15 protein-coding genes are annotated in these 16,674 nt (G+C 73.8%); 11 read left to right on the top strand and 4 right to left on the bottom strand.

What is annotated here, in order from left to right:
* Positions 1–61 precede the first annotated feature (61 nt).
* The 4 genes from ACIP37_RS06300 to ACIP37_RS06285 form a co-directional block, all read right to left on the bottom strand.
* Positions 62–1,204, bottom strand: coding sequence for an AI-2E family transporter (locus tag ACIP37_RS06300; RefSeq protein WP_363584691.1), 1,143 nt, complete (start codon positions 1,202–1,204; stop codon positions 62–64).
* A 293-nt stretch (positions 1,205–1,497) separates the two neighbouring features.
* Positions 1,498–2,259: a glycerophosphodiester phosphodiesterase gene (locus tag ACIP37_RS06295; RefSeq protein WP_400843375.1), complete on the bottom strand. Its 762-nt coding sequence runs from the start codon at positions 2,257–2,259 to the stop codon at positions 1,498–1,500.
* A gap of 111 nt (positions 2,260–2,370) precedes the next feature.
* A complete protein-coding gene (locus ACIP37_RS06290; RefSeq protein WP_208869038.1) occupies positions 2,371–2,787 on the bottom strand; it encodes a molybdopterin-binding protein in 417 nt (138 codons plus the stop codon).
* Between the two features lie 141 nt (positions 2,788–2,928).
* The gene (locus ACIP37_RS06285; RefSeq protein ID WP_363584687.1) at positions 2,929–4,122 is read right to left on the bottom strand and encodes an ROK family transcriptional regulator; all 1,194 of its coding nucleotides are present in this window, start codon (positions 4,120–4,122) and stop codon (positions 2,929–2,931) included.
* A 230-nt stretch (positions 4,123–4,352) separates the two neighbouring features.
* Here ACIP37_RS06285 and ACIP37_RS06280 point away from each other — a divergent pair, with 230 nt between their 5' ends.
* From ACIP37_RS06280 to ACIP37_RS06230, 11 genes are all read left to right on the top strand, one after another.
* A complete protein-coding gene (locus ACIP37_RS06280) occupies positions 4,353–5,600 on the top strand; it encodes an MFS transporter (protein ID WP_363584685.1) in 1,248 nt (415 codons plus the stop codon).
* 91 nt (positions 5,601–5,691) lie between these two features.
* Positions 5,692–6,489 (top strand): dienelactone hydrolase family protein, encoded by a 798-nt coding sequence (locus ACIP37_RS06275; RefSeq protein WP_363629793.1) that lies wholly within the window; start codon positions 5,692–5,694, stop codon positions 6,487–6,489.
* Positions 6,489–7,100, top strand: coding sequence for an RICIN domain-containing protein (locus ACIP37_RS06270; RefSeq protein ID WP_400802803.1), 612 nt, complete (start codon positions 6,489–6,491; stop codon positions 7,098–7,100). The genes ACIP37_RS06275 and ACIP37_RS06270 overlap by 1 nt, the downstream gene beginning before the upstream one ends.
* A gap of 49 nt (positions 7,101–7,149) precedes the next feature.
* Entirely contained in the window at positions 7,150–7,884 is a 735-nt protein-coding gene (locus ACIP37_RS06265) for a VTT domain-containing protein (RefSeq protein WP_363629789.1), read from the top strand.
* A gap of 121 nt (positions 7,885–8,005) precedes the next feature.
* The gene (locus ACIP37_RS06260; RefSeq protein WP_363584677.1) at positions 8,006–8,521 is read left to right on the top strand and encodes a DinB family protein; all 516 of its coding nucleotides are present in this window, start codon (positions 8,006–8,008) and stop codon (positions 8,519–8,521) included.
* A 270-nt stretch (positions 8,522–8,791) separates the two neighbouring features.
* Positions 8,792–9,184 (top strand): cell division protein SepF, encoded by a 393-nt coding sequence (locus ACIP37_RS06255; protein WP_363584675.1) that lies wholly within the window; start codon positions 8,792–8,794, stop codon positions 9,182–9,184.
* Positions 9,185–9,375: 191 nt separating this feature from the next.
* Complete coding sequence (locus ACIP37_RS06250; protein ID WP_363584673.1) at positions 9,376–9,981, top strand: helix-turn-helix domain-containing protein; 606 nt, start codon at positions 9,376–9,378, stop codon at positions 9,979–9,981.
* A gap of 73 nt (positions 9,982–10,054) precedes the next feature.
* Positions 10,055–11,662 (top strand): MFS transporter, encoded by a 1,608-nt coding sequence (locus ACIP37_RS06245; protein WP_400843370.1) that lies wholly within the window; start codon positions 10,055–10,057, stop codon positions 11,660–11,662.
* A 145-nt stretch (positions 11,663–11,807) separates the two neighbouring features.
* Positions 11,808–12,518 (top strand): FCD domain-containing protein, encoded by a 711-nt coding sequence (locus ACIP37_RS06240; RefSeq protein WP_363584669.1) that lies wholly within the window; start codon positions 11,808–11,810, stop codon positions 12,516–12,518.
* 183 nt (positions 12,519–12,701) lie between these two features.
* Positions 12,702–16,241 carry a carboxylic acid reductase gene (gene car, locus ACIP37_RS06235; RefSeq protein WP_400802812.1) on the top strand — a complete coding sequence of 1,180 codons (3,540 nt, stop codon included), beginning with the start codon at positions 12,702–12,704 and terminating at the stop codon, positions 16,239–16,241.
* Between the two features lie 81 nt (positions 16,242–16,322).
* Positions 16,323–16,643 (top strand): hypothetical protein, encoded by a 321-nt coding sequence (locus tag ACIP37_RS06230; RefSeq protein ID WP_400802815.1) that lies wholly within the window; start codon positions 16,323–16,325, stop codon positions 16,641–16,643.
* Positions 16,644–16,674 lie beyond the last annotated feature (31 nt).

Here is a 16,674-nt window from a genome sequence, read left to right as displayed (position 1 = left end):
CTATTGCGACTTCCGTCGCATTAGTGATCCTCGCACGCCCTCCCCTCTCCCGGCAACCGGGTTACACCTCGTTCCCCGCGCGGCGGGCGGCCCGCGGGGCGGGGACGCCGCGCAGGACGGAGACGATGCCCACGCCGGCGGCGCACACCGGGACGGCGAGCAGGGCCCCGAGGATGCCGGCGATCCCGGAGCCGGCCACCACCGCGACCATGATGGTGGCCGGGTGCAGCTCCACCGTCCGGCTCTGGATGAGGGGTTGGAGGACGTTGCCCTCGAACAGCTGGACCGCCATCACCACGCCGAGCGCCCACAGCGCCGTCCCGATCCCGCCGTCGGCGAGCGCGACCAGCACGGACACCGCCCCGGACAGGAAGGCCCCGACGAACGGGATGTAGGCGCCCATGAACACCAGCGCGCCCAGCCCCGGCGCGCCGGGCACGCCGAGCGCCACCAGGCCGATGGTGATGAAGGTCGCGTCGATCAGCGCGATCAGCGAGGTGCCGCGCATGAAGCCGGCCATCGCGTCGAAGGCCCGCTCGGCGCAGGCGATCACGGTCTCGGCGCTGCGCTCGGGCAGGTAGGAGCGGATCGTGTCGCCGGTGCGGTGGCCGTCGCGGAGGAAGAAGAACACCAGGGCGAGCGCCAGCACGCCGCCGGCGATCAGCTGGGTGGCCAGGCCCAGCCCGGACAGCACGCCGTTGGTGACGGTCGAGACCAGCGAGTTGGTCTCCCCCTTGGCGTTGTCCAGCGCGTGCCGGATCTTCTCCCCGGTCGGGCCGAGCCACGCGGCGAGCTGGTTGCCCGCCTGCTGGAGGGACTCGGCGATCTGCGGGGCGCTGTGCACCAGCGCGTTGACCAGCAGCGCGATCACCCCGCAGACGGCCGCGACCAGCAGCACGCAGGTGAGCCCGGCGGCCAGCCCCCGACTCACGCCCCGCCGGACCATCCACGGCACCGCCGGGTAGAGCAGCGAGGCCCCCAGCAGCGCCAGCACCACCGGCACGGTCGCGGCCCGCAGCTCGACCAGCGCGAAGACCAGCAGCGAGGCGAGGGCGAGCAGCAGGATCACCGCCGCCGACCAGGCGGCCGCCTGCCGGACCACCGGCGGCAGCATCAGGTACGGCCTGCGGGGGTCCGGCGCGGCCCCGCCCACGAACCGGGGTTCCACCGCCGGGCCCTCCCCGGCCGGGTGCTCCTCGGGCACGGCCACCTCCGCCTGGCTCGTCGACGAGTCCGAATCACCCCGTCCCGGCGGACGGTGCGTCAGCGTGCCCGTGCCGCCGGGCTGCCCGGCGAACCCGCCACGCCGCCGTCCGGCCGATCAAGGGTGGAGCCGATTCAATCCGCCCCCGTCCGTCGCGTACAGAGCAGCCGGTGGAGCTCACCTCATCGGACGAAGCGCCCTGGCGGACACGTTCGAGTGCCGGACCTCAGTTCGCCTCGAAGCGGCCGCCCCGTCCACCCGGAGCGGTCGCCCCCGTCCAGCGGTCGGCACGCTCAGCGGCGGCCGTCCAGGACGGCGCGCAGCACGCCGATCCGGTTGCTGGTGATGGAGGCGACCCCGCTGTCGCGCAGCCGGCGCATGGTGCGGCGCAGGTCGGCGGTCCAGGTGGAGACGGCGAGCCCGGCGTCCGCGGCGGCGGCGGTGAACTCGGGGGTGACCAGGCCGAACGGCGGGTTGAGGTAGCGCGGGCGCAGGTCGTCGAGCAGGGCGCGGACGGGCAGCCGGGGCTCCTTCCAGGTGAGAGCGATCTCGGCGCCGGGCGCCAGCGCGCGGACGGCGAGCATGGCGGTGGCGGGGCCGCAGAAGGAGACCAGCCCGTCGGCGTCGAGGTCGCTGACGACGGACCAGGTGGCGGCGACGGGGCCGGGGTCGTCGAGGTCGATGAGCAGCCGGGGGCCTCCGGCGGCAGCGACGACCTTGATCGTCTCGGCGAGGGTCGGGACGGCGAGCGGCCCCCGGCGCAGTTCGTCGAGCTGCGCGGTGGTGACCCGGCCGATCGACCGCGGGTCGCCCCAGAGGCGCTCCAGGGTGCGATCGTGCAGCAGGACGGGCACCCGGTCGCGGGTGAGCTGGACGTCCACCTCGACGGCGTCGGCACCGGCGGCGAGCGCGGACTCGACGGAGGGCAGGGTGTTCTCGCGGTGGCGGTACGGGTCGCCGCGGTGCGCGACGGCGAGCACCCGGCGGCGGTCGGCGGCCGGTTCCCCGACCGCGCGGACGGCGCTCTGGGTGGTCGGCAGATGCGGGTGGGACATCCCGGGCGGGGCCTCTCGTTCGGAACCGGTTCGGGCGGGGCTCGACGCGCCGTCGGCGCGCGGCACCCGGTGGAGCGTGCCGTGGGGCGTGCCGTGCGGGTCAGGCCGGACCTAACGCCGCTCGATCATCACATTGGTGGACTTGATGACCGCGGTGGCGGGGGCGCCGGGGACGAGGTTCAGCTCCTCCGCCGACTCCCGGCTGATCAGCGACACCACCCGGAAGGGCCCTGCCTGGACCTCCACCTGGGCCGCGACGTCGCCGAGCACCACGTGGGTGACGATCCCGGGGAAGCGGTTGCGGGCCGAGGACGGACGGCCCTCGGCCTCGGCGTTCTCCGGGCGGGCCAGCTCACGGGCGAAGGCGGCGAGGTCGACGCCGGGGATGATCCGGTGGCCGTGCTCGTCCCGCTCGGCCGCGACCCGCCCCGCGTCCACCCAGCGCCGCATGGTGTCGGCACTGACCCCGAGCAGCGCCGCGGCTTCGCCGATGCGGTACGGGTTGACCGGCGCCTCGGACTGGCCCATGTGCGACTCCTGACACTGACTCGGGGACTGCCCCGGGGACTGGCTCGGGGAACGTGGGACGGGAACGGGGACGCCGCACGCGCGGCGGGCCGTCGCCGTCATCCTGCCGTACCGGCGGCCGGGGCCGCCAAGCGAGGCGGGTCAGGACTCGCCGAAGAGGTCGCGGCGCACCGCGTCCCCGGCGGTGAGGACGGCCCCGGCCAGCACCGCGCCGCCGCCCGCCGTGCCGGGCCGGACCTCGGTGCGCAGCGGGGACAGCTCGGCCAGCCGCCGTTCGACCCGGCCGGCCAGTTCGGCGCCGCCGGCCCGGCCGAGCTCGCCGCCGAGCACCACGCAGCCCGGGTCGAGGACGACGCAGATGCTGGCGGCGCCGACCGCGATCCGCGCGGCCAGCTCGTCCAGGAACGGCCCGCCGGGCCCGTCCGGGCCGAGTGCGTCCAGCGCGGCGCGGACGGCCGCCTCGGCGGCGGGGGCGTCCCCGGCCGCGCCGGCGGGCAGTCCGTGGGCGCGGGCGAGCTCGCAGACGGCGGCGCTGCCGGCCAGGCTGTGGAAGCCGCCGTCGCAGCCGGTGGCGCTGGGCAGGCCGCCGGTGCCGGGGACGGGCAGGAAGCCGATCTCGCCGGTGCCGCCGGAGAAGCCCCGGCGCAGCCGGCCGTCCAGGACGACGGCGGCGCCGACGCCGTGGCCGAGCCAGAGCAGCACGAAGGTGTCGCGGTCGCGGGCGGCGCCGATCCGGTACTCGGCCCGGCCGGCCAGGTTGACCTCGTTCTCCAGGATCACCTCGGTGCCGGGCAGCCCGCGCAGCTCGGCGAGCAGTTCGGCGTGCCAGGCGGGGAGCTTCCCGGTGCTGTTGAGGCGCCCGGTGGCGGGGTCGACCAGTCCGGGGGCGCCGACGGCGACGGTGTGCAGCCGGTCGACGCCGACGCCGCGCGCGGTGTCCAGCAGGGTGCGCACCAGGTGCCCGGCGGTGTCGGGCGTTCCGTCGCCGTGGACCGGGATCTCGGCGCTGGCGAGGGTGCGCCCGGTGAGGTCGGCGACGACCAGGCTGACGCCGCCGGAGCGCACGTCGAAGGCGGCGAGGTGGGCGCGGGAGGCGACCAGCGCGTAGAGCCGGGCGTTGGGGCCGCGCCGCTGTTCGCCCCGTTCGCCGACGACGGCGACCAGGCCGGTGCGCTGGAGGCGGTCGAGCAGGTCGGCGACGGTCGGCCGGGAGAGGCCGGTGAGGTCGCGCAGCTCGGTCGCGGTCAGGGGGCCCTGTTCGAGGAGCAGGTTGAGGGCCAGCCGGTCGTTGATCGCCCGGGCGGTGCTCGGCGTGGCCGTGCGCGCGGTGGTCATGGCGGCTCATCCTTCCAGAGTGTTTCTATCAGGTTCCCTTCCTGATAATTTTATCGAACCATCCGCCGGACGGCCGTCGCCGCCGCGCGGACCGAACGGCCTGCACGTAGACCACCCTCAGGCACGTCAGAACCACCGCCGGGCACGTCAGACCACCCACCAGCACGTCAACCACCCACACAGGGCACCGTCGCGCCGCCCCACCTGCGCGACCCGGGAGGGAACGCCGGATGAGCACGACCGCACACTCACTGGAGCCGCTGGCCTCCCCACGCCGGGCCAGGGCCGGCATCGCCCTGGTCTTCGGCGTGCACGGCGCCGTCAGCGGCAGTTTCGTCACCCGCATCCCGTGGATCCAGGACCGCCTCGACCTCTCCCCCGGCCAGCTCGGCCTGGCCCTGGTGATGCCCGCCATCGGCTCCTCCCTCGCGATGCCGCTGGCCGGCCGGTTCGTCCACCGCTACGGCGGGCGGGCGGCGGTCCGCGGACTGATCTCGCTCTGGTGCCTGGCCCTCGCCCTGCCCGCGCTCGCCCCCTCGCTGCCGGTGCTGTGCGTGGCGCTGCTCGCGTACGGCGCCTCGGCCGGGATGGCGGACGTCGCGATGAACGCGCAGGGCGTGGAGATCGAACAGCGGCTCGGCCGCTCGATCATGTCCGGACTGCACGGGATGTGGAGCGCGGGCGGGCTGCTGGCCTCCGGCTTCGGCATCCTGGCCGCCCACCTCGACCTCGACGCCCGGCTCCAGCTGGCCGTCACCGCGCTCGTGCTGCTCGTCCTCGCGCAGCCCGTCTGCCGGAACCTGCCCGACCTGCGGGCGCCGGAGGGGGCGGAGGAGCCGCCGCGGTTCGCACTGCCGCCGCGCAGTTCGCTGGTGATCGGACTGGTCGGCTTCTGCGCCGTCTTCGCCGAAGGCGCCTCGATGGACTGGAGCGGCGTCTACCTGCGGGACGTCACCGGCGCCTCTGCCACCGTCGCGGCCGCCTCCTACACCGCCTTCTCGCTCACCATGGCCGTCAGCCGCCTGTGCGGGGACGCGGTGGTCCGCCGGCTCGGCGCCGTGCGCACCACCCGTCTCGGCGGCGCCGTCGCCACCGTCGGCGGCCTGCTGGTGGTGGCCGCCGACAGTCCGGCGCTCGCCATCCCGGGCTTCGCCCTGATCGGCATCGGCATCGCGGTCACCGTCCCGCTGGCCTTCGCGGCGGCCGGGCGGATCGGCAGCAACCCCAGCCAGGCCATCGCGGGCGTCGCCACCGTCACCTACACCTCCGGCCTGGTCGCGCCCGCGATCATCGGCGCCCTCGCCCAGGCGACCTCGCTGACCGTCTCCTTCGGCCTGGTCACCGCGCTCGCCTTCGCGCTGCTGCTGAGCGCCGGGGCGCTGCGCCGGGCCGAACGGAATTCCCCCGGATCCGGCGCCGAAAATGTGACCGCAACGTCACCGGAAAGCACTTCGAAAAAAGATCTCTCTGCGATATGATCTAGAAAATTCCGGGGAATTCCTCGCTAATATCGCCGACCGCCGGGCGCATTCCGCACCCGGCGGTTTCGCGATCCGTGAGGTGGACCCCGTGTGCTACGACCCCGACGCCGCCCCGCCCGCCGTCACCCCCGCACTCTGGCCCCTGGCCGAGGCTGCGGCGCTCACCCTGACCTCGGCGGACGGCACCGAGTTCGCCGCCTTCCTGGCCCGCCCCGAGGTGGCCACCGGCGTCGGCGTCCTCGTCCTGCCGGACAACAAGGGCCTTTCCGGCTTCTACCGGCAGACCGCCGCCCGGCTCGCCGAACAGGGCCACCCCGCGCTCGTCGTCGACTATTACGGCCGCACCGCCGGAGCCGATCCGGAAAGCCGCCCGAAGGAATTCGGCGACCTGCCCGGCCTGCTCCGCCACCTGCTCGCCCTCACCCCCGAAGGCCTGGACGCCGACCTCGCCGCCGGCCTCGCCCGGCTGCGCGCAAGCGGGCCGGCCGAGGTGGTCGCGCTCGGCTTCTGCTTCGGCGGCCGGCAGGCCTTCCGCGCCGCCGCGCCCTGGTTCGGGCTGGCCGGCGCGGTCGGCTTCTACGGATACCCCGACGCGATCAACGGCTCCCCGGGGCCCACTCAGCTCGCGGCCGACCTCAGCGCGCCGATCCTCGCCTTCTGGGGCGGCGCGGACGAGCACATCCCGCCCACCGCCGTCGACGCCTTCGACGCGGCCCTGACCGCCGCCGGCAACCCGCACGAGTTCGTCACCTACCCGGGCGCGCCGCACAACTTCTTCGAGCTCTCCGCCGTCGAATATTCGGACGCGGCCCGGGACTCCTGGCGACGTCTGCTGGGATTCCTCGCCGACCGCTCCGCATCCGCGACCCCCCGGAGGACGCTCTGATGTCCCGCCTGTCCCACCCGTCCCGCATTTCCCGGCTGGCCCGCCTGTCCCGTCGTGCGCGGCTCGCCGCCGCCACGGCCGCCCTCGCCGCCGCCGCGGTGGCGCTCACCGCCCCGCCGGCCCCCGCGGCCACCCCCACGACCACCCCCGCGGCCACCCCCGCCGCCGACTTCGGGCCCGCCGAGATCCGCACCGGCATGTACGCGGGCCCGAACGACCTGTGCCTGGAGGTCGCCGACTGGCGCACCGACGACGGCGCCCCGGTCCGGATCTGGACCTGTACCGGCGGCGCCAACCAGCAGTGGACCCAGAGCGCCCGCGGCTGGGTGAACCTGAACAGCGGCAAGTGCCTGGACATCCCGGCCTTCAGCACCACCTGGGGCACCCAGGCCGACCAGTGGACCTGCGACGGCGGCGCCAACCAGAGCTGGAGCGACCCCCCGGCCAGCCACCCCGGAACGCCCCGCCGGATCGTGAACGGCTACAGCGGCCTCGTCCTGGACGTCTCGGGCGGCGCGCTGACCGACGGCACCCCGGTGATCCAGTGGGAGTTCCACAGCGGCGACAACCAGTTCTGGCACTACAACCCGGAAAAGCCCCCGTACAGCTGACCGCGACCGCCCTCGACGGTCGCGACCGGGCACCGGTTAGGCTCGGCCGGTGCCCGCACCCGTCTCGCCCCTGCCCGCACCCGCAACGCCCCCGCCCGCCGTCGAGCTGCCGCCGTCCGGCCCCGTGCCGCGTTCGCCGTGGTGGCGGTTCGCGCTGCTGGTGGTGCTGCTCGGCGCCGCGGCCGGGTCGCTGCTGCTGTGGAGCCCGACGGCGCTGCTGAACGGCGGCCTCGCCGACCGGATGCCCGGGTACTGGTTCGCGCCGCTGTTCGCCACCGTGTACGCGGTCGGCACGCTCGCCTTCGTCCCCCGGCCGGCACTGAACGCCGCCGCCGGGCTGCTGCTGGGCATCCAGCAGGGCGTGCTGCTGTCGGTGCTCGGCACCACGCTGGGCGCGGCCATGGCCTTCGGGCTCGGCCGGGGCCTCGGGCGCGAGGCGCTGCGGCCGTACCTGCGCGGGCGGGTGCTCGGCACGCTGGACCGGCGCTTCACCGAGCAGGGCTTCCGCAGCGTGCTGGTGCTGCGGCTGCTGCCGGGCATGCCGTTCCAGGCGGCCAACTACGGCGCGGCCTTCTCTGGGGTCCGCTTCGCGCCCTTCCTGTTCGCCACCGCGATCGGCGTGGTGCCGACCACCGCGGTGTACGTGACGGCGGCGGCCAGCGCGGGCGAGCCGGGCTCGGCGGCCTTCCTGGTGTCGGCCGGGATGATCGTGCTGCTCGTGCTGGGCAGTGTGGTCGGGCTGTGGCGGGCCGCGGTCGCCCGGCGCCGCACACCGGCCGCCTGAGCGCCTGACCGCCTGACCGCCTGACCGCCTGACCGCCTGACCGGCCGAGATTCCGAGGCACTCGGGGGGCGCTCGACAATTCGCTCGCGCCCGCCCGTCGTCGGACGTCAGGATGGCCCGCATGACCGAACCCTCCCCGCGGGTCGACCCGCCGATGGCGGCCGACGAGACCGCCATGCTCACCGCCTGGCTCGACTACCACCGCAGTACCCTCGCGCTCAAGTGCGAGGGCCTGACCGACGACCAGCTGCGGCTGCGCTCCGCCCCGCCGTCCACCCTCTCGCTGCTCGGCCTCGTCCGGCACATGGCCGAGGTGGAGCAGTACTGGTTCCAGAGCATCCTGCGCGGCGACGAGTACACCGAGAACCACTACTGGACCGAGGCCGACGAGGACGGCGACTTCAACGGCGTGGACACCGCCGACGTCGCGGCGGACTTCGCCACCTGGCGCGCCGAGGTCGAGACCGCCCGCCGCGCGAGCGCCGGCCTGTCGCTGGACACCGTCGGCAAGCGGCTGCGCCGCGGCGAGGAGGTGACGCTGCGCTGGATCCTGGTCCACATGGTCGAGGAGTACGCGCGGCACAACGGCCACGCCGATCTTCTGCGCGAACTGGTGGACGGCACTACCGGCGAGTGAAATCGTTTCCGCATTGTTGACAGAAGGTCAATTGCGCGGTGACCACGACCGATATGGTCTACGCGCGCAACCGTACGGCTCACCGCCGCGTCGCTGATGTTGCCCGGGTTCGCCCGGGTTTCCGTCGCGGCGCGACTCGTACGGGGGCCGCGAGCGGGCACGGGACCGGTGAACAGTGCGATACTCGGACAGTTCCGACGAGTGGATGACGTGTCAAAAAGGACACGCGACCCCGGGGGACCAGGACGGGACGAGGCAGGGAGGCGCGGCATGGGAGCACTTCGCGACGAGCACCACAACGGGTGGCTGATGCCCTCGGGAAACTACCCGGCCGCGGTGTACGAGGACGAGTGGGTCGATCAGGAGACGATGCCGGCCGCCCCCGCGCCCGCGAAGATCGTCTCCTTGCGGCCGACCGGTTTCGAGGCGGCCCGCACGGTGGGCGAGCACATCCGGGCGAGCATCCCGGTGGTCATGGACCTCACCGAGATGAACGAAGCCGAGGCCAAGCGGATGGTGGACTTCGCCTCCGGGCTGATCTTCGGCACCCAGGGCGGCATCGAGCGGATCGCCCGCCGGGTGTTCCTGCTCACCCCGGCCGACGTCGAGGTCATGGTGATCGACCGCCCGCTCGACGAGACCGGGTTCTACAACCAGAGCTGATCCGGGCGGCGCACGGCCCGACCGGGCTGAACCGACCGAGTTGAACCGGCCGCACGACAGCGGCACCCCGACCGGGGACGGCACCCGCCGTTCCCGGTTTTTGCTGTCCCGGCCGTGACGATCAACGCCTCATTCGAGACCCCCACCATAATTTTGAGACATCCATGTCTCACGTGACCTACACTCGATTCATGGCCACCGATCGCGACACCGTCCTGGAAGCCGCCGTCGGCGTGCTCTCCCGCCGCCCGACCGCCCACCTGGACGAGATCGCGCGCGCCGCCGGGATCAGCCGCGCCACCCTGCACCGGCTCTTCCCCGGGCGCGAGGCCCTGATCCGCGAGGTCGGCCTGCTCGGCCTGCGCCGGTTCGCCGCCGCCCTGGACACCGCCGCCGTCGAGGACGGCGACGCCGAGGCCGCGCTGCGCCGCCTGGTCGACGCCGCCGTCCCGGACGCCACGCTCTGCGCCTTCCTGGCCGGCGAGAACCAGCTCTACGACGACGACAGCGTCAACGACCTCTGGGAGCTCCAGATCGTTCGACTGCACGCGCTCTTCCTGCGCGGCCAGCAGCAGGGCACGTTCCGCATCGAGCTGAGCGCCGCCTGGCTGAGCGAGGCCTTCTTCGACCTGGTGGCCGGCGTCGGCTGGGCCATCCAGGACGGCCGCCTCGCCCCGCGCGACGCCGCCTTCTCGCTCGCCGAGCTGTTCCTCGGCGGCGCGCTGCGCCGACCGGACGCCGCCACTCCCCCGCCCACAGCACCTTCGGCCCGCACACCGGAAACCGATATCCCATGAGCAAGCGAAGCGAACGAATCATCAGCGGGTGCGCATTGCGCGAAGCGCCTGCCGAGCGAAGCGAGGCGGGCGCATGAGCAGTACCGTTTCTGCCAGCCCCCGTCAGCGCTGGACCGGCCTCGCCGTCCTCGTCCTGGCCGTCACCGTGGTCGCCCTCGACGCGACCGTCCTCTCCCTCGCCATCCCCTCCATCAGCGAGACGCTGGAGCCCAGCGGCACCCAGCTGCTCTGGATCGGCGACTCCTACTCGTTCGTCCTGGCCGGCCTGCTGGTCAGCATGGGCTCGCTCAGCGACCGGATCGGCCGCAAGAAGCTGCTGCTGATCGGCGCGGCCGCCTTCGGCGCGGCCTCGCTGCTCGCCGCCTACGCGCCCAGCGCCGGCTGGCTGATCCTGGCCCGCGCGCTGCTCGGCGTCGCCGGCGCGACGATCATGCCCTCGACCCTGTCGCTGATCCGCGGCCTCTTCCCGGACGACCGGGAGCGGGCCACCGCGATCGGCATCTGGGGCGCGGCCGCCACCGCCGGCGCCGCGCTCGGGCCGGTGGTCGGCGGGGTGCTGCTGGAGCACTTCTGGTGGGGTTCGGTGTTCCTGCTGAACATCCCGATCCTGCTCCTGCTGCTGGTGCTCGGCGCCTGGCTGCTGCCGGAGTCCAAGGACCCGAACCCGGGCCGCTGGGACGTGCTGAGCGTCGCCCTGTCGATGGCCGGGGTGATCGGCACGGTCTACGCGATCAAGGAGGCCGCCGCGCACGGCGTGGCGCGCTGGGACGTCCCGGTCGCCTTCGTGCTGGGCGTCACCGCGCTGACCGTCTTCGTCCGCCGCCAGCTGCGGCTGGAGACCCCGCTGCTGGACGTGCGGCTGTTCCGCGACCGGCGGTTCACCGCCGCCGTGCTGGCCTCGCTGATCGCCCTGATCGGCCTGTCCGGGGTGGTCTTCGTGACCTCGCAGTACCTCCAGCTGGTCCGCGGCTACGAGCCGCTGCGGGCCGGCCTGGCCGAGCTGCCGGCCTTCGTCGGCGCCGTCGTCGGCGGTCTGCTGACGGCCCGGCTGGTGCGGCGCACCGGCGCCCGGGCGGCGCTGACCGGCTGCCTGCTCGCCATGGGCCTCGGCGTGGGCGTGCTCGGCTGGCTCCAGCAGGACACCACCTACCTGTTGCTGGCCACCTCCTTCCTGCTGGTCGGGACGGCGGAGGGCGTGGTCTACACGCTCGGCGCCGACCTGGTGCTGAGCGCCTCACCCGCCGACAAGGCCGGCGCGGCCTCGGCGGTCTCGGAGACCGCGTACGAGCTGGGCACCGCACTCGGCATCGCGCTGGTCGGCTCGGTGGTCGGCTCGATCTACGCCGGCGGGCTCGTCGTCCCGGCCGGGACGGATCCGGCGGCCGCGGCGCGGGCCGGCGAGTCGCTGGGCGCGGCGGTCGAGACGGCGCACGGACTGCCGCAGGGCGTCGCGGAGCCGCTGGTGGCGAGCGCCCGGGAGTCCTTCACGCACGGCATGAACAGTGCCGGCCTGCTGGCCGCCGTCCTGCTGATCGGCGCGGCCGCGATGGCCTGGCGGCTGCTGCGGGGCCTGGACGCCCCGACCAGCGCGGCCACCCCGGTCACCCCGGCCACTGCGGTCACTGCGGTCGAGGCGCCCGCTCCGGAGAAGCCGCAGAAGCCGGAGAAGGTCGGCGCGTAAGCACGCCCGACTCCCCTGTCACCGGCGGGAACGGCCACGGCCGTTCCCGCCGGTGGCGTATCGCGGGCCGGGCGGCTGGAACCGGGGCGGCCAGACCCAGAAACATGCGATGTTCAAATGTCTGATGTTTGTATAGGCTGCCTCCATGAACCGCATCAGTACACCGCGCAGGACGGCAAGCCTGTCCGCGCAGCTCGTGGACAGCCTCCGCTCGCACATCGAGGCGGGCGGCTGGCCGGTGGGGACGCGGATCCCGCCGGAGCAGGTCCTCGTCGAGGAGCTCGGGGTCGGACGCAGCACGCTGCGCGAGGCGATCGGCGCGCTCGTGCACCTCGGCCTGCTGGAACCCCGGGCCGGGGACGGCACCTACGTCCGCGCGTCGAGCGAGCTCCAGTCGGTCATGGTGCGGCGGGCGAGTTCCGCCCGGCGGGACAACGTCCTCGAACTGCGCACCGTCCTCGAGGAGTACGCCTCGGGGGCCGCCGCCCTGCGGCGCAGCGAGGACCAGCTGCACCAGCTCAGGGAGCTGCTGACCGACGCCGACGCGGCCTGCGCCGGCGAGGACAGGTCCGCGGCCATGAGTGTCGACGCGCTGTTCCACCGGGCCGTCGTCCGGGCGAGCGGGAACGACCTCCTGATCGAGGTCTACGACTACCTCGGCACGGCCCTCACCTCCGCCCTGGGAGGCCTGCCCTGGGACGCCACCGCCGCCGAGGAGCACGCCGACCTGCACCGGCGACTCGTCGACGCGATCGAGGCCCAGGACGAGAACGGCGCCCGCACCGCGGCGGCGGCGATCGTCCGGCTCACCCACGACCACGGGGTCCAGGCACCAGCCGCGACGGAGGAGCGATGAGTCCGTAGCTGTCCTCGGCACCGCCATGGCGGGCGCCGGATACGGTGCGGGGCAGGACCGCCACGTACGGAGTCCCCGCACGCCGACGAGCGCTCAACTCACTTCCACCGAACGGGCCTTCGGCGAAAAATGAAGACCGCCAACCCCTTGCACAGGCCTTCGAGGCCGTAGAGGAGAACACCGATGTCCGTCTTACCGCCCCCGGCCGACGACCTCGACGCACGCACCGCCCAGCGCACCGCCCACCTGTACGCGACGGATCCGCAGTTCCGTGCCGCCGCACCCCTGGACGCCGTCAGCGAGGCGATCCGGCGGCCGGGCCTACCGCTCGCCGACCTCGTGGCCACGGTGATGGAAGGGTACGCGGACCGCCCCGCCCTGGGCGAGCGCGCCACCGAGCCGGTGACCGACCCGGACACCGGCCGCACCACCCTGCGCCTCCTGGACCGGTTCGACACCGTCACCTACGGCGAACTGTGGGAACGCGTCGGCGCGGTGGCCTCCGAGTGGCGCCACCACCCCGACCACGCCGTGGGCCCGGGCGACTTCGTCGCCGTCCTCGGCTCCACCAGCCCCGAGTACGCCGTGCTGGATCTGGCCTGCGTCCGCTCCGGCGCGGTGAGCGTCCCCCTCCAGGCCGGCGCCTCGGCGGAACACCTGGCCCCCGTCGTCGCGCAGACCGGACCACGCCTGATGGCGGTGGACGTGGCGCACCTGGACGTCGCGCTCCAGATCGCGGCGGACGCCCCGTCACTGGGCAGGATCGTCGTGCTCGGCCACCGCCCGGAGGTCACCGACCACCAGGAGGCGCTGGACGCCGCGCGCGGACGGCTCGCGGCGCAGGGCCGGGGCGTCACCCTGGACACGCTGGCCTCGGTCATCGAGCGGGGCAGGAGCCTGCCACCGCTCCCCCGGGTCCCCGAGGGCTCGACGGCCGACACGCTCAGCGCGCTGATCTACACCTCGGGGAGCACCGGCACCCCCAAGGGCGCCGTGTACACCGAGCGTCTCGTCAAGCACTTCTGGATCGACTTCGTGCCCGGCCAGGGGACGCAGCCGTCCATCGTGCTCAACTACCTGCCCCTGAGCCACATGATGGGACGGGGCGTGCTGTTCGGCACGCTCGCCAAGGGGGGCACCGCCCACTTCGTGGCGTCGAGCGACCTGTCGACCCTCTTCGTGGACCTCTCCCTGGTCCGGCCCACCGAGTTCATCCTGGTGCCCCGCATCTGCGACATGCTCTTCCAGCGCTACCGGAGCGAGTCGGCCCGCCGGAACGAGCCGGACGAGGTCGGGGGCGACACCGCCGGGCAGGCGGACCGCGCGAAGGAGGAGCTGCGGGAGAAGACCCTGGGCGGCCGCCTCCTGTGGGCCACCTACGGCTCGGCCCCGATGAGCGCGGAGCTGGCGGCGTTCCTGGAGAGCTGCCTGCAGATCAGGGTGTTCAACGGCTACGGGTCGACGGAAGCCGGGCTGGTCTCGCTCGACGGCCGGGTGCTGCGCCCGCCGGTGACCGACCACCGGCTGGCGGACGTGCCCGGGCTGGGGTACTTCCGCACCGATTCCCCGCACCCCAGGGGCGAACTCCTGGTCAAGTCGGAACGCCTCGTTCCCGGCTACTTCCAGCAGCCGGACGCCACCGCCCAGGTCTTCGACGAGGACGGCTTCTACCGCACGGGCGACATCGTGGCCCTCACCGGCCCCGACGAGTTCGTCTACGTCGACCGCCGCTCCAACGTCCTCAAACTGTCGCAGGGCGAGTTCGTGGCCACCTCCCGGTTGGAAGCCCTCTTCACCGACAGTCCGCTCGTCCGGCAGGTCTTCGTGTACGGCAACAGCGCCCGCGCCTACCTGCTCGCGGTCATCGTGCCCACCCAGGAGGCGCTCGACCTCGCCGCCGAGGACGGTCCGCGTCTCAGGTCGCTCCTGCGCGAGTCCCTACACCGCCTCGCCACCGAGGCGGGCCTCAACTCGTACGAGATCCCACGGGACTTCCTCATCGAGACCGAGCCGTTCAGCCAGCAGAACGGGTTGCTCTCCGGCGTGCGCAAGCTGCTGCGCCCCGCGCTGGCGAAGCGCTACGGCGAGCGCCTCGAAGCCCTGTACGCCGAGCTGACCGAGCGCGAGAGCGACGAACTCCGGGCACTGCGCCAGGTCGGCCCGTCCCGGCCCGTACCGGAGACCGTGTGCCAGGCCGCCCGCGCGCTGCTCGGACACCGGCAGGACGACGTCCACCCCGGGACGCGTTTCCTCGAACTCGGCGGCGACAGCCTCTCCGCGCTGTCGTTCTCCCAACTGCTCAAGGAGGTCTACCGCGTCGACGTCCCCGTCGACGTCGTCATCAACCCGGTCAACACGCTCCAGCGGGTGGCCGACCACATCGAGAACGCCCTCGCGTCGGGCGACCGGCGCCCGACCGCCGACCAGGTCCACGGACCGGGCGCGACGCGGCTCGTGGCGGGCGACCTGACACTGGACGCGTTCCTCGACACGGGGACCCCGACGCGGACCGGCAGGCCGAGGGGCCCGCTGCCCGAGGCGCGGACCGTCCTGCTGACCGGCGCCAACGGCTACCTGGGCCGCTTCCTGTGCCTCGAATGGCTGGAGCGCGTCGCGCAGCGCGGCGGCACACTGGTCTGCGTGGTCCGCGGCGCCACCGACGAGTCGGCCCGGGCGCGGCTCGACGCGGCCTTCGACAGCGGCGACCCGGAGCTCCTCCGGCGCTACCACGGCCTGGCCGCCGAGCACCTGGAGGTGGTCGCCGGCGACGTCGGGGAGCGCGACCTCGGACTCGACCGGGAGACCTGGCAGCGGCTGGCCGACACCGTGGACCTGATCGTCCACCCGGCGGCACTCGTCAACCACGTCCTGCCCTACGACCAGTTGTTCGGCCCCAACGTGCTGGGCACGGCCGAACTGATCAGGCTCGCGGTCACCTCCAGGGCCAAACAGTTCACCTACCTGTCGACGGTCGCCGTCGTCTTCGATTCCGAGGCCGCGGCCGACGAGGACGCGGACATCCGCACGGCCTGCGGGACGCGCGACCTCGGCAGCGGCTACGCGAACGGCTACGCGGCCAGCAAGTGGGCGGGCGAGGTGCTGCTGCGCGAGGCGCACGACACGTTCGGCCTCCCGGTCGCCGTGTTCCGCTCGAACCTGATCCTCGCCCACCCGCGCTACCGGGGGCAGCTGAACGTCCCGGACGTGTTCACCCGCCTCCTGCTGAGCCTGCTGGCGACCGGCATCGCCCCCGGCAGCTTCTACGCCCGGGGCACCGGTGACGTCGACGGGCACTACGACGCGCTGCCCGTGGACTTCACCGCGCAGGCCGTCGCCGCGCTGGGCGACGACACCCGGGAGGGGTACCGGACCTTCAACATCGTGAACCCGCACGAGGACGGAATCTCCCTCGACACCTTCGTCGACTGGCTGGCGGCGGCCGGACACCCCCTGACGCGCATCGACGACTACGACGAGTGGCTCGACCGCTTCGAGAGCGCCATACGCGCTCTGCCCGACCGCCAGCGGCAGCACTCGCTGCTCCCCCTGCTGCACGCCTTCTCCACGCCGTCGGAGCCGCTGCCCGGATCCGCCCTGCCGGCGGACCGGTTCCGCGAGGCGGTCCGGGCCGCCGCCCTCAACGAGGAGAACGACATCCCGCACCTGTCGCAGGACCTGATCACCAAGTACGTGGCGGACCTCCGGGCGCAGCACCTGCTGTAGCCGGTCCGCCCTCCTCCTCCGCACCCACCTCCGCACCCGCTGGCGGGAACGGCCACGGCCGTTCCCGCCGGTGGCTTCACCGTGCTGGTGTCCGCCCCCGCGCTGTCCGTCGTGGCGTGCCCCCTGCTCGGGCTGGGCGGCGGCGCCTGCCTCGTCCTCGCGCTGACCTTCCAGAGCGGACGCGCCGGCAGCTCCGGCGAAGCCGCCGCGCCGGCCGGCAAGACGCAGTCCATCGGCTACCTCGTGGCGGCGGCCGGGCCCCTCCTCCTCGGGATCCTGCACGACACCACGGGCAGCTGGACGCTTCCGCTCACGGTCCTGGCCGTCCTCGGCATCGCCATGGCGGCTGCCGGATACGGCGCGGGGCAGGACCGGCACGTGCACCTACCTCGGCCGCGCTGACGTCACCGTCACCACACGCAGCCCCGTCCGT

This window comes from Kitasatospora sp. NPDC088861 (genome assembly GCF_044750105.1).
Classification (GTDB): Bacteria; Actinomycetota; Actinomycetes; order Streptomycetales; family Streptomycetaceae; genus Kitasatospora.
This window is presented reverse-complemented; position numbering and strand designations above follow the sequence as displayed.